The organism is Aquirufa sp. 5-AUSEE-100C1 (assembly GCF_054558655.1).
Genome location: NZ_JBPXKO010000002.1, coordinates 350,934 through 368,750, shown reverse-complemented (window position 1 = coordinate 368,750; position 17,817 = coordinate 350,934). Strand labels below are relative to the sequence as shown.

Here is a 17,817-nt window from a genome sequence, read left to right as displayed (position 1 = left end):
ATTTATTATCCCTTTTTCATGTTGAAGTGTGGTGGCCTTTGTGGGCTTCTTTTTATTCTTAGTCTATACATGCAAACGGCCTACGCGCAGGTCGTGGTTAAAGGGCGTGTTACCGATGCTTCCACTGGCGACCCCATTCCTTTCGCATCTGTAGGTTTGATAGGGTTAAATTACGGGACAAGCTCAAATTTTCAGGGCGAGTTTACCTTAAATGCCAAGTCGGTCAGCGACTCGCTTTTTGCCTCCGTGGTGGGCTATAAAAAGCGTATTAAGTGGATTGATCGTAAATCAAAGTTGATTGAAATTGATTTTCAATTAGAATCCGCCACCAAAGAAATGGCTGAAGTTGTCGTCTTTTCTGGCGAAAATCCTGCCTTTAAGATTCTACGAAATGTTGTCAAGTATCGTTCGAACAACGATCGAAGTAAGCTGGAGTCCTATGAATATTCCTCCTATACCAAAATGGAATTGGATGTTGATAACATTTCCGATAAATTCAAGGATCGGAGAATCATGCGGGATATTTCGGATGCTGTCAAGAAATTTGAGAAGTTGGCCGGAGATGATGGTAAACTTGTCATACCCACCTACATTTCAGAATCCATCAGTAAATTCTATTACCGAGAATCTCCCCAGCGTAAGCGGGAGCATATTTTAAAGACCAACATCAAAGGTGTTGGGGTGAAGGAGGGGAGTGTCATTTCGCAATTGGTTGGCGGTAATTTAGTGGCCAATTATAATTTTTATCAATCCTATGTTTCCTTTTTTGGCAAAGATTTTGCTAGCCCGATTGGTGATCATTGGAAAGGTAATTATTCCTTTTTCTTAAGGGATACGGTCAACGTGGATGGTCATACATGTTATCAATTGGATTTTGATCCTAGGAATCCTGCGGATTTGGTATTTACAGGTCAAATGTGGATTGATACGACTTCATTCGCTTTGGTACAAATTGATGCCTCTGTGGGCAAGTCGGCCAACATCAATTTCATCGATAAAATTAAGATTTCTCAAGAACTTGAGAAGACGGAAACGGGGGCTTGGTTGCCTGCCAAGACACGGTTTTTGATCGACATTGATGAAATTACCAAGAATTCAGCGGGGATGTTGTTGAAGATGTATATCTCCAATAAAGATTTTGTGGTGAATAAACCGCATCCACTTCCTTTTTATGATCTCGCTTCGGAAGTGGCGGAAGATGCCAAGGAACCCGATCCTGAGTTCTGGAAATATGCACGGCATGAACCCCTGAGCCGCCAAGATTTAATCGCTTCTTCTTTGATTGATTCGGTTAAAAATTTACCCGTTGTAAGATCTTACATAGAGGTGGCAGAGATTGTGGTGAGTGGTCATAAAAAATTCAATGACATTGAGGTGGGACCCTATCTTTCGGGTTTTGCCATCAATAAGATTGAAGGCGCACGTTTTCGTTTGGGATTCCGTACGAATGCGAATTTTGATAAGAACTGGATCTTACGGGGAAACGTGGGTTTTGGTACCAAAGATTTAGTGCCGAAATATTCGGCAGAGGTAGATTATTTGTTTTCGAAGAAGAAGTGGACGATTGCAGGAATCCGACATAGCTATGACATCGAACGAGTTGGTTTAACCCCCGAATTGATTGGGGATAATAAATTATTTTATGCCTTTACCCGTTGGGGGGCATTTTCGGGTGCATTTTTCAGGCGGGAGAGTGAAGCTTTTTTCAGCACCGAATTGATCAAGGGATTGAGTGTGACGACTTCGCTCAATGCGCGTTCATTTGACCCTTTGTTCCGTTTTCAGTTTAGGTTAAATCCGGAATTAGGGGCTAATTCGCCGGTTCAAGATTATTACCAAGAATCCTTTGTAACCTTGGAGGCTCGTTTCGCTCGTAATGAAACTTACATCATGAATGGGAACGAGAAAGTCACCTTGGCCACCAAACGTATTCCCGTCATAACCTTTAAATACCAGCGAGGTATCAAAGGATTTTTAGGTGGGGATTTTGATTACGAACGATTTACGCTCAAAGCCCATCAGACTTTCCGATTAGGCAAAATGGGCCGTTCCGATTATACGCTCACCGCAGGGTATACACCTTCCAATTTACCCGCTCCCTTATTGTTTCCACACCTGGGGAATGAAACGTTTTTCTTCGTTCGAAGTGCCTTTTCTACCATGAATTATTTTGAATTCGTGAGTGATCAATATGTCTCTTTACAATACAATCATAATTTTGAGGGCTTGTTTTTCAATCGATTGCCTCTGATCAAAAAAATGAAATGGCGATTTATTGCGAGTACGAATATGGTGATGGGTAGTCAGCGGAGTGCCAACAAAGAAATCATGAAGGATGTAAATAATCCTTTGAAGTCTAAATTCTTAGACCAATACGCCTTTGATTCATTAGATCCACATAAGCCTTTTGTTGAGGTAGGATATGGGATTGATAACATATTTAAAATTTTCCGGCTACAAGCATTTCATCGGTTAAACTATTTAGACCATGGAAATCCGCAACGTTTTCGCTTGATGGCATCCATCAATTTCTCGTTCTAATCGGGCTTTTTGGTATATTATAAAGACGAAAATTTAAACATTTCAAGAACTTTTTTAATCTTCTTGATTTTAGGTGTATTGGGGCCTATATTTGAAAAACGGCAATAAAATGCCTATTAACGAAATATGATTTTTATTATTGCAGGGCTTTCTATTTTAAGTTATCTATTGGGATCGATCCCAACTGCAATTTGGTACGGTACCACCTATCATGGTGTCGATATCCGCACACAAGGAAGTGGGAATGCGGGCGCCACCAACACGTTTCGTGTTTTGGGTAAGAAGGCGGGAAGTATAGTTCTCTTTGTGGATGCATTGAAAGGGTTTTTGGCAACGGGTTTAGCGGCTGTCATGTATTATTTCCACCTCATCGATTGGCAGACGTGTGTGACCTTGAAAATTTTCTTCGGGTTCTTGGCTATTATAGGACATTTGCTCCCGATTTTTTGTGATTTTAAAGGAGGTAAGGGTGTCGCTACCACCTTGGGTATGGTTTTGGCTTTGCATCCCATGGCTGCGCTCGTGAGTATCCTCGTTTTTCTCGTTGTATTTAGTATTTCTCATTATGTTTCGCTGGGTTCGATGATCGCATCCTTGGTCTTTCCTTTGCTGTTGACCTATGGCGTATTTGGTGAGGAAATTCCTACCCTCATTTACTTTGGTTATTTTATTGCCTTCTTGGTAATTTTTACCCACCGAATGAACATTGTACGTATTTTTCAAGGCAAGGAAAATCGCATGTATCTGATCCCTTCAAAGAAGTAAAGCCTCAGTTTATTTTTTTATATTTGTTTGTGGAATGAAAAATACGTCCGCCAATAAATATCATGACAAAGACTCAACAATACATTGACGCAAATCGCGATCGTTTTTTAGCTGAATTACTTGATTTCTTACGTATTCCGTCCATTTCGGCGGATCCTGCCTATGCGGATTCGGTTCGCCAAACGGCCGCTTGGGTAGCCGAGCAGTTGCGAAAAGCTGGTGCTGATGAAGTTCGTTTAGAAGAGACGGCTGGCTTCCCGATTGTCTATGGAGAGAAGATGGTTGACCCGAATGCGCCAACTGTTTTGGTGTATGGGCATTATGACGTTCAGCCAGCCGATCCTTTAGAGCTTTGGGATAATCCTCCCTTTGAGCCGGTGATCAAGGATGGCTTGATATTTGCTCGTGGAGCCTGTGATGATAAAGGTCAGGTGTTTATGCATGTGAAGGCTTTCGAGGCGATGTTGGCCAGTGGCGAATTAGCTTGCAACGTGAAGTTTATGATTGAGGGAGAGGAGGAAGTCGGTTCCGATAATTTGGGCTTATTCGTCGAATCACATAAGGATTTATTGAAGGCCGATGTGATCTTGATTTCGGATACAGCGATTATTGCCAATGATATTCCATCAATTGATGTAGGCTTGAGAGGATTGAGCTACATGGAGGTAGCTGTTCAGGGGCCAAATCGGGATCTACATTCAGGTGTATATGGGGGAGCTGTGGCAAACCCAATCAATATCTTATGTCAAATGATTGCGTCCTTGCATGACGAGTTTAATCACATTACGATTCCTGGCTTTTACGACGGCGTGTTGGAGGTGAGTCCCTCGGATCGTGCGGCGATGGCGCAGACACCTTTTGATTTGGACGCTTATCAAAAGGATTTGGGTATTCAAGCGGTGCATGGCGAGAAAGGATATTCAACCCTTGAACGAGCTTCGATTCGTCCTACCTTGGATGTGAATGGAATTTGGGGTGGTTATACGGGGGAAGGCGCTAAAACGGTTTTGCCATCGATGGCTTATGCGAAGATTTCGATGCGTTTGGTACCCAATCAAAAATCGGATGAGATTACCAAATTATTTACGGAGCATTTTTTATCAATTGCGCCGAAAGGTGTGAAAGTTACCGTAAAGGCCCATCATGGTGGGGAGGCTTATTTGATGCCGACCGACAGCATTGCTTTTCAGGCAGCATCGGATGCTTTAGCGACGACATTTGGAAAACAACCCGTCCCAACGAGAGGAGGAGGAAGTATTCCGATTGTCGCTTTGTTTGAAAAGGAATTGGGCGTTAAGTCGATCTTGATGGGATTTGGTTTGGATACGGATGCAATCCATTCCCCGAATGAGCATTATGGCTTATTCAATTTTTACAAGGGCATCGAAACGATTCCCCATTTCTTTGCGAATTACAAGGAATTATCAAAATAAGATGACAGAGAATTTAACATCGCTAGCAACAGAATCTAGCTCGAAATACGAGGATCTCGATAAACAGTCGGTCGATACCCTTTTGCGCCAAATCAATGCGGAGGACCAAACGGTTCCTTTGGCAGTGGAAAAGGTGATTCCTAATATCGAAGCATTGGTCAATCAAATCGTTCCGCGCATGGAGCAAGGAGGTCGACTGTTTTACATCGGAGCGGGGACATCGGGACGTTTGGGTGTCGTGGATGCATCAGAGTGTCCGCCAACTTACGGGGTTCCCTTTGATATGGTGATCGGAATCATTGCTGGCGGGGATGGCGCAATTCGGAAAGCGGTTGAGAATGCGGAAGATGATCCGGAACAGGCTTGGAAGGATATGGAGGCTTATGATATTGGCGCGTTGGATACGGTGATTGGGATTGCGGCGTCGGGTCGGACGCCTTACGTGATTGGAGGATTGAAGTCGGCAAATGCCAACGGGATTTTAACGGGATGCATCGTTTGCAACGGCGGTAGTCCGATTGCGGCGGAGGCACAATATCCGGTGGAGGTTATTGTAGGGCCTGAATATGTCACGGGAAGTACGCGAATGAAGTCGGGAACTGCCCAAAAGTTGGTCTTAAATATGATCTCAACAGCGGTGATGATTCGCTTGGGTCGTGTGCGGGGAAACAAGATGGTGGATATGCAATTGAGCAATCATAAATTGGTTTTACGCGCGATTCGGATGGTTTGTGAGGCGACGGGAGTGGGGGGAGAAGAGGCAGCTGCTTTATTGGAAAAGCACGGAAGTGTTAGAAATGCAGTGGATTCTGTGAAAAAGGGATAGATTTTTCCCAAAAAATGCTTTAATTTGGTGCTTTAAAGGTTTAACCTGAATACAAAATTTATATATGAAAACGATCTCGAAATTAATTATGACAGTGGCTTTGGGAGTTGCTGCATTTGGATTTGAAGCGAAGGCGGAGGATTTCCCAGCTGACATTAAGCCATTGATGCAAAAGTATACTTGCTTTGCATGTCACAAGGTGGATGCCCGTTTAGTGGGTCCGGCTTACAAGGATGTAGCGAAGAAAAAATATTCAGTTGATAAGATTGTTGCGCTGATTGCGAAGCCACAACCATCTAATTGGCCAGGTTATCCGCCAATGGCACCTATGACAAATGTTCCGAAGGATGATGCGGTTAAGATTGCAAAATATATTAACTCATTGAAATAAATAAAAAGGCCTCGAATGAATCGAGGCCTTTTTTTATAGATTTTTAATCATCCAAATATCGCATCCGTCATGTCCGCTATTTCCGAGTGGATGGGAGAGTTTTTCAAATCCTAACTTTTCGTAGATGGATACGGCTTTTGCCAGTTCCGGCATGGATTCCAGGTAGACTTGGTGGTAGCCATTTTCTTTTGCCCATTCCAAGGATTTTTCCAGCAATCGTTTTCCTGTTCCCGTTCCGCGGGCGGATTTTTTCACATAGAGTTTAACGAGTTCGCAGGTGCCTTCAGGCAAGTTTGCTGTGGGGAAAATTCCACATCCACCTAAAAGTTTCTCCTCTGAATCTGTCGCGACGAAATAATAGGAACCGGTCGTGCGAAATAGTTCGAAGAGCGCATCGGTTGTCGGGTCAAAGTATACGGTCCCTGGTTTATTGGCCCCAAACTCGGCTAATGCCGTACGAATGATTTCGGCAATGGCTTGATTGTCTTGGGCTTCAATGGGTCGTATGCGGATGACCTCCTCCATGTTGGCTTGAATTATTTTACTGCTTTTTTAGCGGCTGGTTTTTTCGCAGGTTTGGCTTCCTTTTCTTCCTTCGCTTCTTTTTCTACTTTAGCGGCTTTAGGCGCTTTCGCAGGGAATAATTCAGGAAGGTTGGTGAAAAGGATCAGGTACCAGCTTAAGATTTTTTTGATGTCGGAAGCAAACACACGATCTGAATCGTAATTCGGAACGACGTCACCTAAGATGGCGTACAATTCTGCATCAGCTGCTTTTTTAGGTTCTAAAGGGAGAACGCCATTGAATTTTCCATGGATTTGTAGAAATAAATCGGCAAGCGGTAATGTACTGTCTTGGTGATCATCTAAGTAAAGCGAGATGTCTTTCAAAACGGAGATACGCGTTTGGCCTCCTACGACTGATTTTTGCTTGGCTGCATCAAGTGTTTCAACGATAACGCCGGTACGGGTTGGTTTTAACACTTTAAATAATCCTGGTTTCCCGGAAATGTGAGCAACTTCGTTTAGTAATTCCATGTGTATATAGCTAATGATGGCTGCAAAAGTATTAAGATTTCCCTATTTTGTAAGGGGATGATTGAATTAATTCCTCGATGTTGGCCAAAATTTCTTCCCGGCCTACATGCTTTTCAGCTGAGGTGATAAAAATTTCAGGTAGTTCATCCCACATTTCCAACAGGTAGTTTTTGTAGGCGTCTACGCTTTCATTGATTTGTTTCTGGGAAAGCTTGTCGGCCTTCGTAAATACCATATGAAACGGAATTTCATGTTCCACCATGCGGTTCATGAATTCGATGTCAACAGCTTGGGGTTTTAATCGAATGTCGATCAATACGAACAAGCAGGTCAAATTTTCGCGATGAATCAAATAATCAAAGATCATTTTCTCGAAATCGCGTCTTTTTTCTTTACTCACTTTTGCGAAACCGTAGCCTGGTAAATCCACCAGGTACCATTTTTCATCAATCATGAAGTGATTGATTAATTGGGTTTTTCCGGGTGTTTGCGAGGTTTTGGCAAGTCCTTTGTGAAAGGTCAATGAATTGATCAAGGAGGATTTGCCTACGTTGGACCGACCAATAAAGGCAAACTCCGGGAAGCGTGCGGGAGGGCAGGCTTTGAAATCTGTGTTGCTGGTGACGAAACGTGCAATGAGTTGTGACATAGGATGTAATTGAGAGGCAAAGGTAGGGAAAAAAAGTTGCTAGTCAGTAGTCAGTGGGCAGTGGTCAGTAGTCAGTGGGCAGTATTCAGTAAATTATAATTAGGTTTTAATATTAAGTGATTTAGTTAATGAATATATCATTTTTCCTATTTCATCTATTGATTTAAAAAATTTATTCATCTCAATATCAGAATAGTAACCAAGTTTGAAACCTAAATAAAGCATTGATTTAACCTCGCTGCATGAGCCCTTTGCAATATTTAGAAAACGGATAAAGTCTTTATTCGTTGATCGTTCGAAACCCTCAGCAATATTATTTGATATGGAAAAAGCAGCTCTTCTGATTTGATTTGAATATCCAAAGTCAGTATGTTTTTCAAAATGTTTATGGAGTATTACAGCAATATCAATTGATTTTTGCCAAACTATTAAGTCTTCGAATTTCTTAACCTTCATAATTTTTTTGTTTTAGATGGGTAAAAAAAACAATGAAGAATAGCTTTGTCAAAGTAGTTGGCTGATAATCAATGGAGAATATAAATAATCTTAATTCTGTCCACTGATTCCTTCCCACTGACTACTGATTGCTTCCCACTGACTACTGATTACTTCCCACTGACTACTGACTAGCGACTTTTTTCCTTATCTTTGCAAGCTCAATTAGCTTATGGAAAAACTAAAAAACGACCTAATTCTTCGTGCTGCGCAAGGCTTGCCAGTGGAACGTGTTCCCGTATGGGTCATGCGACAAGCGGGTAGAATCCTGCCTGAATATCGCGAAGTGCGTGCTAAAGCCGGTTCATTTATTGGATTGGCTACAAACCCCGAAATGGCCGCAGAAGTAACCATTCAACCTGTGGATCGTTTTGGCGTAGATGCCGCGATCATTTTCTCGGATATCCTGGTGGTTCCTGAGGCGATGGGTTTGCCCTATTTGATGGAGGAGCAAAAAGGTCCTGTTTTTCCGGATGTCATTCGTTCCGTAGCCGATCTTGCTAAAATTCGAGATGCGAATCCGGAGGAGGATTTGAAATATGTTTTGGACGCTATTAAAATTGTCAAGAAAGAATTAGCGGGTCGTGTTCCCTTAATCGGTTTTGCCGGTGCGCCATTTACCATTTTCTGTTACATGGTGGAGGGTCGCGGTTCGAAAACCTTCTCGCAAGCCAAGAAAATGCTCTACGCGGAGCCGGAATTGGCACACGCCTTACTTCAGAAAATTACAGATTCGACGATATCGTATTTAAAAGCGCAAGTTGACGCTGGGGCGAATTTGTTGCAAATATTTGATTCTTGGGCGGGAATTTTATCGCCTATTCAATACAGTGCATTCTCCACGCCTTATTTAAAACAAATATGTGATGCGATTGCAGAAGTCCCTGTAACCCTATTTGCCAAAGGCGCTTTTTTTGCGCGTGAGGAAATGGCACAATTGAATTGTGCGACGATTGGTTTGGATTGGAATATGGATATCGCGGAGTCGAGAAGATTGGTAGGGCCCAACAAAACCTTGCAAGGAAACCTAGATCCTTGTGCACTCTATGGGGACTTCAAAATGGTGGAAGCAGAAACGAAAGCGATGTTGAAGGCTTTTGGTACCCAACGGTACATTGCCAATTTAGGGCATGGGGTTTATCCGGATATTCATCCCGACAAAGTTCATTGCTTCGTCGACACGATTCAGAATTATCAAGCATAAAAAAAAGGCCTCGCGATGAACGAGGCCTTTTTGATTATTTCGCTGAATAGTTCGGCGCTTCTTTCGAAATGCTGACATCGTGTGGGTGACTTTCTTTCACCCCAGCGGAAGTGATTTTCACAAACTTCGCTTGTTGCATCGCCTCGATAGATGCCGCACCACAGTAACCCATTCCGGCTTTTAATCCGCCGACCATCTGATAAAGAATTTCAGTGACTGATCCTTTGAATGGGACACGTCCTACGATTCCTTCGGGTACTAATTTTTTGATATCATCTTCCGCATCTTGGAAATAACGATCTTTCGATCCGTCTTCCATGGCTTCCAAAGAACCCATACCACGGTATGACTTGAATTTACGTCCTTCTAAAATGATCATTTCACCCGGTGCCTCATCGGTTCCGGCTAATAAAGATCCCATCATTACTGTACTCGCTCCTCCAGCAATGGCTTTCGCCACATCACCTGAATAACGAATACCTCCATCTGCAATTACCGGCACATCGTATTTCGCTAATGCTTTCGCAGCTTCATATACGGCTGTTAATTGAGGCATTCCGACACCAGCGATGATACGCGTGGTGCAAATACTTCCTGGGCCTACGCCAACTTTCACCGCATCGGCTCCGGCTTCCGCTAAGGCAACCGCCGCTTCACCTGTCGCGATGTTACCTACGATGACATCCAGGTTGGGGAATGATTTTTTGACGTTCTTCAAGGCATCAATTACGCCTTTGGAGTGACCGTGTGCCGTATCGATACTAATAACATCGACACCTACATTCACCAAGGCTTGTACACGGGCAATTAAATCTGGAGTTACCCCAACGGCCGCCCCGACGCGCAAACGACCTAAGGAATCTTTTGATGCCAACGGATGTGACTTGCGTTTTAAAATATCTTTATAGGTAATCAAACCGATGAGCTTACCGTTCTTATCGATGATGGGTAGTTTCTCAATTTTATATTCTTGCAGAATGCTCTCGGCTTCTTCCATGCTGATGCCTTCCTTGGCCGTGATCAAATTGTCTTTGGTCATGATTTCAGCCACCGGACGAGCGGTCTGCTTTTGGAATCGTAAATCACGATTCGTCAAAATTCCTACCAAACGACCCGCATCATCAATCACGGGAATACCACCAATCTTGAATTCCTTCATGATTCGTTGGGCGTCGCCAAGTGTTTGATTATCCTTCAAAGTAACTGGGTCGATGATCATGCCCGACTCGGAACGCTTCACTTTGCGAACCTGAGCGGCTTGTTGGTCAATCGTCATGTTTTTGTGAATGATACCAATTCCTCCTTCCTGTGCTAGGGCAATTGCGAGGTCGGCTTCCGTAACCGTATCCATTGCCGCTGAAACAATCGGAATGTTCAGGGTGATGTTACGCGTTAAACGAGAAGCTGTACTTACTTCGCGGGGAAGAACTTCTGAATAGGCAGGCAACAACAATACGTCATCGTATGTTAAGGCCTCAAAAAGAAATTTGTTGGAATCGAGCATGGCAAATAATTTGATGGAGTGTGAGAACTACTCTTATTTGCCGGACAAAATTACAGGATTTTTTTGATTTTTTTTCACCAACGGCGAAAATTACTTGAATTGGAAAGTATGCGGATTTTTAACCATGATTTTTTTCTTAAAAATCTGAAATTTTAGATTTTATGGAGTAAATTGCGGCTTCATTTTTTAAGCCTTTGTAATGAACTATCAACCACAAGATTTTCTGCCGATATTCGTTCAGCTTCTGGCAGCATTAGCCTTTATTTTTGCAACCATGTTTGCGACGCATGCTTTGGGTCCCAAGCGCCACTCGGCCAAGAAGGATGATACCTTCGAATGCGGGATTGAGTCTATTGGTGATGCACGTACGCCCATTTCTGTTAAGTATTTTCTAGTCGCGATCTTATTCGTGCTTTTCGATATTGAAATTGTGTTTATGTACCCTTGGGCGGTTAATTTCCGCGAATTGTCATGGAATGGCTTCTATGATATGTTGGTATTCATGGGTCTGTTGTTAGCAGGCTTTGTGTACGTAATCAAAAAAGGAATTTTAAAGTGGGAAAAATAAACATTCGGGCCTAGGTCCTTGTTTATCATTCATCAGATAAAAAGATATGAGTAATTCAACGGTTAATGTTGCTGAAGCGCCTCCTGGAATTGAAGGAGCAGGTTTTTTTGCTACAAGTTTAGATAATTTGGTCGGTTTGGCTCGTGCGAACTCGCTCTGGCCATTGCCATTTGCGACGTCATGTTGCGGGATTGAGTTCATGTCGACGATGGCATCTCATTATGATATTGGTCGTTTTGGTGCGGAACGTTTGAGTTTTTCTGCCCGTCAAGCCGATGTCTTGATGGTAATGGGAACGATTTCTAAGAAAATGGCTCCGGTGGTGAAGCAAGTATATTTACAGATGGCAGAGCCCCGTTGGGTGCTATCGGTTGGTGCTTGTGCATGCTCGGGCGGTATTTTTGATACCTATTCGGTGTTGCAGGGAATCGATCGGATTATTCCGGTGGACGTATATGTGCCGGGTTGCCCGCCACGTCCGGAGCAAATTTTGGATGGCTTTATGCAGATCCAGGAATTGGCCAAAAATGAATCTACACGCCGTCGTAACGAGCCTGAGTACAAGGCTTTGTTGGCATCTTACGGTATCGAATAAGTTAACATGGAGAATCAACAAATAACGGACGCATTGGTTGCCCAATTTGGAGCAGATGCGGTTTATGGAGTAACGGAGTCACATGGTATTTTGCAGTTTACTACAGGGGTAGAGAACATCGTTCCGATGTTTCACTTTTTGTATGCCCATCCGGTATTTAAATTTCAATTCTTAACGGATTTAGCGGGAATTCATTTTCCTGATGCGAAAGGTCAAGAGCTAGGTGTTATCTACCATTTGCACAGTTTGGAAAACAATGTGCGTTTGATGATGAAGGCTTATGCGCCGATTGAAGCACCGCATTTCCCAACAATCACGGGTTTATTCGCGACAGCCAATTGGATGGAGCGCGAGGCCTTTGATTTTTACGGAATTATTTTTGATGGACATCCTAATTTGACGCGTATCCTGAATATGGACGAGATGGATTACCATCCGATGCGGAAGGAATATCCGTTAGAGGACGCGACGCGTCACGATAAAATTGATGAATTATTTGGACGATAAAAGCCAACAAGCATGTCAGAAGTAGCCTTAGTAAATAATCCAAATGTTGGTTTAGATAAGACGCAAAAGGGCGGACCTTATGTAAACGAGCTTTCAACGCTTAATTTGGGGCCTACGCACCCTGCTACCCACGGTATTTTTCAAAACATCTTGACGATGGATGGGGAAACGATTGTGGACTCCGAGCAGACAGTGGGATATATCCACCGTGCGTTTGAGAAAATTGCGGAGCGTCGTCCATTTTATCAGATAACGACTTTGACCGACCGGATGAATTATTGTTCAGCCCCGATTAACAACATGGGCTGGCACATGACGGTGGAGAAATTATTAGGCATCGAGGTGCCGAAACGCGCGCAGTACATGCGTGTGATCATGATGGAGCTTGCGCGTTTGACGGATCACATTGTTTGTAACTCGATTCTAGCGGTGGATACTGGAGCTTTGACCGGTTTCTTGTATGTATACCAATGGCGCGAATTTATCTATGAGATTTATGAGGAGATGTGCGGTGCACGTCTAACAACCAACATGGGTCGTTTCGGGGGTATGGAGCGTGATTTTACACCAGTAGCCATCGAAAAGATCAAGAAATTGTTGAAGGAGTTGCCAGCAGCTTTGAAGGAATTTGAAGGCATGGTGATGCGTAATCGTATTTTCATGGATCGTACGCAGAATGTGGGAGGAATCTCGGCGGAACGCGCATTGAACTATGGATTTACGGGGCCCAACTTACGTGCGGCGGGTGTTGATTACGACGTTCGTGCGTTGAATCCGTATTCATCTTACGAAGATTTCGAGTTTGATGTACCCGTAGGAACGAAAGGTGATACCTATGATCGTTTCTTGGTTCGTGAGGAGGAGATGTGGCAGAGTTTACGCATTATCCAACAGGCGATTGATAATCTTCCGGAAGGACCTTATCATGCCGATGCGCCGCATTATTATTTGCCTCCTAAGCAAGAGGTTTACAAGAACATGGAGGCCTTGATTTATCACTTCAAGATTGTGATGGGTGAGATTGATGCACCGGTAGGTGAGGTATATCACTCGGTTGAAGGAGGAAATGGGGAATTAGGATTCTATTTGGTTTCTGACGGAGGTCGGACACCTTATCGTTTGAAATTCCGTCGTCCAGGATATATATATTATCAAGCGTTCCCAGAGATGATTAAGGGAACGAGTTTGTCGGATGCGATTGTTACGATGTCATCCATGAATGTTATTGCGGGTGAGTTAGATACATAAGATATGAGCAACATTGTATTTCCAGCCGAAACGCTGGACCTAGTGAAAAAAATTATTGCCCGTTATCCGGACGGAAAACAGAAGTCGGCCTTGTTGCCTATTCTTCATTTAGCGCAAGCCGAATGGAAATGGTGTTCTCCAGAGGTGATGGATTATGTGGCGTCTTTGTTATCCATTGCACCGATTGAGGTATATGAGGTAGCGTCGTTTTACACCATGTTCCATTTGGAGCCTGTGGGCGAGCATGTGATTGAATATTGCCGTACGGGTCCTTGTTGTTTGATGGGTGGGGTGGAAGTGTATGATCACTTGAAGAAGCGTTTGGGAATTGAAACAGGAGAGACGACGAAGGATGGTAAGTTTACCATCAAGGAAGTGGAGTGTCTGGCAGCTTGCGGATGGGGCCCCGTGTTCCAGATTCGTGAGAAATACTACATGCATTTGACGAATGAGAAAGTGGATCAGATTATTGATGAATTAAGCAAATAAGCCGAGCATGAAGATTTTAACTCAACATATAGACGTACCCGGAATTGAGACCATCGATGTTTTCATGAAAAACGGTGGTTACAAGGCAGTCGAGAAGGCACTTAAAAAAATGACCCCAGATGAGGTGACGGAAGAAGTCAAGAAGTCTGGATTACGTGGTCGTGGGGGTGCTGGTTTCCCGGTGGGAATGAAGTGGTCTTTTTTGGCGAAGCCAGAAGGTGTGCCTCGTTATTTGGTATGTAATGCCGATGAGTCTGAGCCAGGAACATTCAAGGATCACTATTTAATGTGGAAGTCGCCACATACCTTGATCGAAGGGATGATCGTCTCGAGTTTTGCCTTAGGAGCAAATACCTCTTATATCTACGTTCGTGGGGAGTTGATGTATGTCATCAACATCCTTGAAAAAGCGATTCAAGAGGCTTATGACAAGGGTTTATTAGGAAAAAATATCTTGGGTTCAGGTTATGACTTGGATCTATTTGTACAGCCGGGTGGTGGTGCTTATATCTGTGGGGAAGAAACAGCCTTGTTGGAATCTTTAGAGGGGAAACGCGGTAATCCACGTAATAAACCTCCATTCCCAGCGGTGAAAGGTTTGTGGCAAAGCCCAACGGTTGTCAATAACGTGGAATCTATTGCTGCTACTTCGTGGATTGTCAATAATGGAGGAGATGCATATGCGGCAATTGGTGTAGGACGCAGTACGGGAACGAAATTGATTTCGGCTTCGGGTCATATTCGTAAGCCGGGTGTGTATGAGATTCCATTGGGAATTACCGTAGAGGAGTTTATTTATTCAGATGAATATTGCGGAGGTATCCGGGAAGGACATAAGTTGAAGGCTGTCGTAGCTGGAGGTTCGTCTGTGCCGATTTTACCTGCGGAGAAAATATTAACCACGGACGCTGGCGAGAAGCGTTTGATGACCTATGAGTCTTTGTCGGAAGGTGGTTTTGCAACCGGAACGATGTTGGGGTCCGGCGGATTTATCGTGATGGATGAGACGACATGTATCGTTCACAATACTTTAACGTTCGCACGCTTTTATCACCATGAGTCTTGTGGGCAATGTTCGCCATGCCGTGAAGGAACGGGTTGGATGGACAAGGTTATTAAGCGTATCGAAACAGGTAAAGGACGTTTGGAAGACATCGATTTATTGGTGGATGTGGCGAAGAAGATTGAAGGAAATACGATTTGTCCTTTAGGGGATGCAGCTGCTTGGCCGGTGGCCGCGGCGATTCGTCATTTCCGTGATGAGTTTGAATGGCATGTAACGAATCCAGAAGAAGCAACGAAACCGGGCGCTGTGTATATGCGACCAGGAGCGAGTTGGTCTAATTAATTTACATGACTGAGAGCAAGAAACTTTTTGTCGGCCATGACGCAAATCGTGCCGGGGCTCAATTGGTTCTCCTACATTGGTTACGGGAACGCAAAGCTCAGGGTTTGACGAATTACGTGTTGTTGGTAGACGGCGGAAGTTTAGTAGAGGAATATAAGAAAGTGGCCAAAGTGTGGGTTTGGAAGACAGATCGTCCACTTTGGTATAGGGTCCAACAAAGAGTTCCTATACTCCGGAAAGACGGGGAATGGGACAAGACACCGAGTGAAAGCAAGGTGGCGGCCATTATGGCTTCATTAGCGTCGGAATCTTTTGAATGCATCATCGGAAATACGGTTTCGTCGGTTTCCTTACTGCGGGAATTGATTCCATTGAAGGTACCTTTTGAGGTTTATGTTCATGAGTTGAGTTATTCGATTAAGACGTTCACGTCAGAGGAGGATCGCAAATTCATGGCTTCAGCGGTTAGACGGGTATACGCCGTTTCCGGACTCGTGAAAACCGTATTAGCGTCGGAGGTTGGGATTGATGCAGCGAAAATAGATTTATTGCCGCCGATTATTGAATTACCGGCAGCGACTAATAATACGCAAGATCCAGTGCGCGCGAATTTGGGAATACCGATGGACTCTCCGATTGTCTTTAGCTGTGGATTAGCTGAGTGGCGTAAGGGGCCGGATGTATTTTTAGAGGTTGCCAAGCAATTGATTGCCAAAATGCCAACGGTGCATTTTATTTGGTTAGGGATATTGGACAATGAATATTCGAAAGAGTTGGTTTCGAGTAAGGAGGCGTGGGATGTGAACAATCAGGTACATATGTTACCCGTTTGTTCCGACAGTCGCCCTTATTTCGAAGCGATGAACGTCTTTTTTCTTTCGTCCCGTGAGGATCCCTTTCCTTTGGTGATGTTGGAAGCTGCCCATGTGGGGCGCCCGATTGTGGGAGTTCGAGCAAGTGGCGGTGTGAATGATTTTTTGGCTGGCCTCGATGATTTACTCGTGGAAACATGGGATGTCGATGGTTTTGTGGAGCGAATAGAAGCGCTGTTGGCATTGGATTCTGCCAAACAAGCTGCGTTTCAGCAAGAATTAAAAAAACGGGCAGTGAATTATTCGGCTGCTTTATTTATGGACCGTTGGTCTGCATTACATAGCAATGAACCGGGAAAGACCCGCTAGATGATAGATTATGAAAGTAACGATTGACAACATCACCCTGGATGTAGAACCGGGAACCACCATTATGCAGGCTGCTCGTATGATCGGCCCGGATGTGGCTCCTCCTGCGATGTGTTATTATGAGCCTTTAAAAGGTTCGGGTGGCAAGTGCCGTGCTTGTTTGGTTAAAGTGACCGCAGGTTCTGAGAAGGATCCGCGTCCGATGCCTAAATTGGTGCCCGCATGTATCACAGCTGTCCAAGACGGCATGATCGTTGAGAACACGGTCAATGAGCAGGTGTTGGAAACACGTAAAGGCATTGTTGAATTTTTGTTATTGAATCATCCCTTGGATTGCCCTGTTTGTGACCAGGCGGGTGAGTGTCACTTACAAGATTTCTCATTTGAACATGGGGTTTCTTCTACGCGAACGGTGGAGGAGCGTAATACCTTTGAGCCGGTTGATTTAGGTGAAAACATTAAATTAAACATGAACCGTTGCATTTTGTGTTACCGCTGTGTATACACGGCCGACCAAATTACTGACGGGCGTGTGCATGGTGTGATGCATCGTGGGGATCATGCAGAGATCAGCACATACATTGAGAAGGCCATTGATAATGACTTCTCAGGCAACGTGATTGACGTATGTCCGGTGGGTGCTTTGACGGATAAGACCTATCGTTTTAAGAGCCGTGTTTGGTTCTCGAAGCCGATGGAAGCACATTGTGACTGTGAGAAGTGTTCTGGTAATGTGACGTTGTGGTACCGTGGTGATGAGGTGATTCGTGTGACGGGTCGTAAGAATGAGTGGGGGGAGTTGACCGAATTTATCTGCAATACGTGTCGTTTTGATCGCAAAAAGACGATTGATTGGGTGATTGAGGGACCAACAAATGTTTCGCGTCATTCCGTGATTTCAGCGAATAAATATGGGGCTAATTTAATTCGCCCAGCATTCCCTATCGCGCAAGCGGCACGGGATTTCAAGCAGATCGACGATGATCGTGATCGTAGTTTTTTAACGAATCCAGCTTCTTTACCAGCTAAGAAATAA

General features: G+C 44.0%; 19 protein-coding genes. 14 read left to right on the top strand and 5 right to left on the bottom strand.

Translation table 11 applies throughout. The annotated features are described in order from the left end of the window. Positions 1-69 precede the first annotated feature (69 nt). The 5 genes from ACMH5P_RS05445 to ACMH5P_RS05425 all read left to right on the top strand — a co-directional run bounded on the left by ACMH5P_RS05445 (position 70) and on the right by ACMH5P_RS05425 (position 5,956). The gene (locus ACMH5P_RS05445) at positions 70-2,541 is read left to right on the top strand and encodes a DUF5686 and carboxypeptidase-like regulatory domain-containing protein (RefSeq protein WP_459493323.1); all 2,472 of its coding nucleotides are present in this window, start codon (positions 70-72) and stop codon (positions 2,539-2,541) included. 126 nt (positions 2,542-2,667) lie between these two features. Continuing rightward, positions 2,668-3,306, top strand: coding sequence for a glycerol-3-phosphate 1-O-acyltransferase PlsY (gene plsY / locus ACMH5P_RS05440; RefSeq protein WP_459493322.1), 639 nt, complete (start codon positions 2,668-2,670; stop codon positions 3,304-3,306). A 62-nt stretch (positions 3,307-3,368) separates the two neighbouring features. Continuing rightward, a complete protein-coding gene (locus ACMH5P_RS05435) occupies positions 3,369-4,739 on the top strand; it encodes a dipeptidase (RefSeq protein WP_459493321.1) in 1,371 nt (456 codons plus the stop codon). A 1-nt stretch (position 4,740) separates the two neighbouring features. Further along, positions 4,741-5,565: an N-acetylmuramic acid 6-phosphate etherase gene (gene murQ, locus ACMH5P_RS05430; RefSeq protein ID WP_459493320.1), complete on the top strand. Its 825-nt coding sequence runs from the start codon at positions 4,741-4,743 to the stop codon at positions 5,563-5,565. 64 nt (positions 5,566-5,629) lie between these two features. Then, complete coding sequence (locus ACMH5P_RS05425; RefSeq protein ID WP_459493319.1) at positions 5,630-5,956, top strand: c-type cytochrome; 327 nt, start codon at positions 5,630-5,632, stop codon at positions 5,954-5,956. Positions 5,957-5,989: 33 nt separating this feature from the next. Here ACMH5P_RS05425 and ACMH5P_RS05420 read toward each other — a convergent pair whose 3' ends face one another. The 4 genes from ACMH5P_RS05420 to ACMH5P_RS05405 all read right to left on the bottom strand — a co-directional run bounded on the left by ACMH5P_RS05420 (position 5,990) and on the right by ACMH5P_RS05405 (position 8,098). Further along, positions 5,990-6,481 (bottom strand): GNAT family N-acetyltransferase, encoded by a 492-nt coding sequence (locus ACMH5P_RS05420; protein WP_459493318.1) that lies wholly within the window; start codon positions 6,479-6,481, stop codon positions 5,990-5,992. Positions 6,482-6,492: 11 nt separating this feature from the next. Continuing rightward, the gene (locus tag ACMH5P_RS05415; RefSeq protein WP_459493317.1) at positions 6,493-6,993 is read right to left on the bottom strand and encodes a DUF5606 family protein; all 501 of its coding nucleotides are present in this window, start codon (positions 6,991-6,993) and stop codon (positions 6,493-6,495) included. A 31-nt stretch (positions 6,994-7,024) separates the two neighbouring features. Then, positions 7,025-7,642, bottom strand: coding sequence for a ribosome biogenesis GTP-binding protein YihA/YsxC (gene yihA / locus ACMH5P_RS05410; RefSeq protein WP_459493316.1), 618 nt, complete (start codon positions 7,640-7,642; stop codon positions 7,025-7,027). 99 nt (positions 7,643-7,741) lie between these two features. Next, positions 7,742-8,098, bottom strand: coding sequence for a four helix bundle protein (locus ACMH5P_RS05405; protein WP_459493315.1), 357 nt, complete (start codon positions 8,096-8,098; stop codon positions 7,742-7,744). 211 nt (positions 8,099-8,309) lie between these two features. Between ACMH5P_RS05405 and hemE the strand changes: the two genes are divergently transcribed. Continuing rightward, positions 8,310-9,341 (top strand): uroporphyrinogen decarboxylase, encoded by a 1,032-nt coding sequence (gene hemE, locus ACMH5P_RS05400; RefSeq protein WP_459493314.1) that lies wholly within the window; start codon positions 8,310-8,312, stop codon positions 9,339-9,341. A gap of 34 nt (positions 9,342-9,375) precedes the next feature. On the opposite strand, the gene guaB is transcribed toward hemE, so the two are convergent. After that, positions 9,376-10,845 carry an IMP dehydrogenase gene (gene guaB / locus ACMH5P_RS05395; protein WP_459493313.1) on the bottom strand — a complete coding sequence of 490 codons (1,470 nt, stop codon included), beginning with the start codon at positions 10,843-10,845 and terminating at the stop codon, positions 9,376-9,378. Between the two features lie 199 nt (positions 10,846-11,044). Here guaB and ACMH5P_RS05390 point away from each other — a divergent pair, with 199 nt between their 5' ends. The 8 genes from ACMH5P_RS05390 to ACMH5P_RS05355 are packed head-to-tail and all read left to right on the top strand — an operon-like array spanning position 11,045 to position 17,817. After that, positions 11,045-11,413, top strand: coding sequence for an NADH-quinone oxidoreductase subunit A (locus tag ACMH5P_RS05390; protein WP_377976903.1), 369 nt, complete (start codon positions 11,045-11,047; stop codon positions 11,411-11,413). Between the two features lie 46 nt (positions 11,414-11,459). After that, positions 11,460-12,008 (top strand): NADH-quinone oxidoreductase subunit B, encoded by a 549-nt coding sequence (locus ACMH5P_RS05385; protein WP_459493312.1) that lies wholly within the window; start codon positions 11,460-11,462, stop codon positions 12,006-12,008. 6 nt (positions 12,009-12,014) lie between these two features. Then, the gene (locus ACMH5P_RS05380) at positions 12,015-12,515 is read left to right on the top strand and encodes an NADH-quinone oxidoreductase subunit C (protein ID WP_459493311.1); all 501 of its coding nucleotides are present in this window, start codon (positions 12,015-12,017) and stop codon (positions 12,513-12,515) included. A 12-nt stretch (positions 12,516-12,527) separates the two neighbouring features. After that, positions 12,528-13,763 (top strand): NADH-quinone oxidoreductase subunit D, encoded by a 1,236-nt coding sequence (locus ACMH5P_RS05375; protein WP_459493310.1) that lies wholly within the window; start codon positions 12,528-12,530, stop codon positions 13,761-13,763. A 3-nt stretch (positions 13,764-13,766) separates the two neighbouring features. Further along, positions 13,767-14,252: an NADH-quinone oxidoreductase subunit NuoE family protein gene (locus tag ACMH5P_RS05370; protein ID WP_459493309.1), complete on the top strand. Its 486-nt coding sequence runs from the start codon at positions 13,767-13,769 to the stop codon at positions 14,250-14,252. A 7-nt stretch (positions 14,253-14,259) separates the two neighbouring features. Beyond that, positions 14,260-15,600, top strand: coding sequence for an NADH-quinone oxidoreductase subunit NuoF (nuoF, locus tag ACMH5P_RS05365; RefSeq protein ID WP_459493307.1), 1,341 nt, complete (start codon positions 14,260-14,262; stop codon positions 15,598-15,600). A gap of 5 nt (positions 15,601-15,605) precedes the next feature. After that, complete coding sequence (locus tag ACMH5P_RS05360; RefSeq protein ID WP_459493306.1) at positions 15,606-16,781, top strand: glycosyltransferase family 4 protein; 1,176 nt, start codon at positions 15,606-15,608, stop codon at positions 16,779-16,781. 10 nt (positions 16,782-16,791) lie between these two features. Then, entirely contained in the window at positions 16,792-17,817 is a 1,026-nt protein-coding gene (locus ACMH5P_RS05355; protein ID WP_459493305.1) for an NADH-quinone oxidoreductase subunit G, read from the top strand.

What these genes read in the sequence shown, in the direction of transcription:
- plsY (WP_459493322.1), top strand. Translation starts at nt 2,668, where the DNA reads ATGATTTTTATTATTGCAGGGCTTTCTATTTTAAGTTATCTATTGGGA.
- ACMH5P_RS05355 (WP_459493305.1), top strand. Translation starts at nt 16,792, where the DNA reads ATGAAAGTAACGATTGACAACATCACCCTGGATGTAGAACCGGGAACC.
- nuoF (WP_459493307.1), top strand. Translation starts at nt 14,260, where the DNA reads ATGAAGATTTTAACTCAACATATAGACGTACCCGGAATTGAGACCATC.
- ACMH5P_RS05375 (WP_459493310.1), top strand. Translation starts at nt 12,528, where the DNA reads ATGTCAGAAGTAGCCTTAGTAAATAATCCAAATGTTGGTTTAGATAAG.
- ACMH5P_RS05360 (WP_459493306.1), top strand. Translation starts at nt 15,606, where the DNA reads ATGACTGAGAGCAAGAAACTTTTTGTCGGCCATGACGCAAATCGTGCC.
- yihA (WP_459493316.1), bottom strand. Translation starts at nt 7,642, where the DNA reads ATGTCACAACTCATTGCACGTTTCGTCACCAGCAACACAGATTTCAAA.
- murQ (WP_459493320.1), top strand. Translation starts at nt 4,741, where the DNA reads ATGACAGAGAATTTAACATCGCTAGCAACAGAATCTAGCTCGAAATAC.
- ACMH5P_RS05380 (WP_459493311.1), top strand. Translation starts at nt 12,015, where the DNA reads ATGGAGAATCAACAAATAACGGACGCATTGGTTGCCCAATTTGGAGCA.
- ACMH5P_RS05390 (WP_377976903.1), top strand. Translation starts at nt 11,045, where the DNA reads ATGAACTATCAACCACAAGATTTTCTGCCGATATTCGTTCAGCTTCTG.
- guaB (WP_459493313.1), bottom strand. Translation starts at nt 10,845, where the DNA reads ATGCTCGATTCCAACAAATTTCTTTTTGAGGCCTTAACATACGATGAC.
- ACMH5P_RS05370 (WP_459493309.1), top strand. Translation starts at nt 13,767, where the DNA reads ATGAGCAACATTGTATTTCCAGCCGAAACGCTGGACCTAGTGAAAAAA.
- ACMH5P_RS05415 (WP_459493317.1), bottom strand. Translation starts at nt 6,993, where the DNA reads ATGGAATTACTAAACGAAGTTGCTCACATTTCCGGGAAACCAGGATTA.
- ACMH5P_RS05425 (WP_459493319.1), top strand. Translation starts at nt 5,630, where the DNA reads ATGAAAACGATCTCGAAATTAATTATGACAGTGGCTTTGGGAGTTGCT.
- hemE (WP_459493314.1), top strand. Translation starts at nt 8,310, where the DNA reads ATGGAAAAACTAAAAAACGACCTAATTCTTCGTGCTGCGCAAGGCTTG.
- ACMH5P_RS05445 (WP_459493323.1), top strand. Translation starts at nt 70, where the DNA reads ATGCAAACGGCCTACGCGCAGGTCGTGGTTAAAGGGCGTGTTACCGAT.
- ACMH5P_RS05385 (WP_459493312.1), top strand. Translation starts at nt 11,460, where the DNA reads ATGAGTAATTCAACGGTTAATGTTGCTGAAGCGCCTCCTGGAATTGAA.
- ACMH5P_RS05435 (WP_459493321.1), top strand. Translation starts at nt 3,369, where the DNA reads ATGACAAAGACTCAACAATACATTGACGCAAATCGCGATCGTTTTTTA.
- ACMH5P_RS05420 (WP_459493318.1), bottom strand. Translation starts at nt 6,481, where the DNA reads ATGGAGGAGGTCATCCGCATACGACCCATTGAAGCCCAAGACAATCAA.
- ACMH5P_RS05405 (WP_459493315.1), bottom strand. Translation starts at nt 8,098, where the DNA reads ATGAAGGTTAAGAAATTCGAAGACTTAATAGTTTGGCAAAAATCAATT.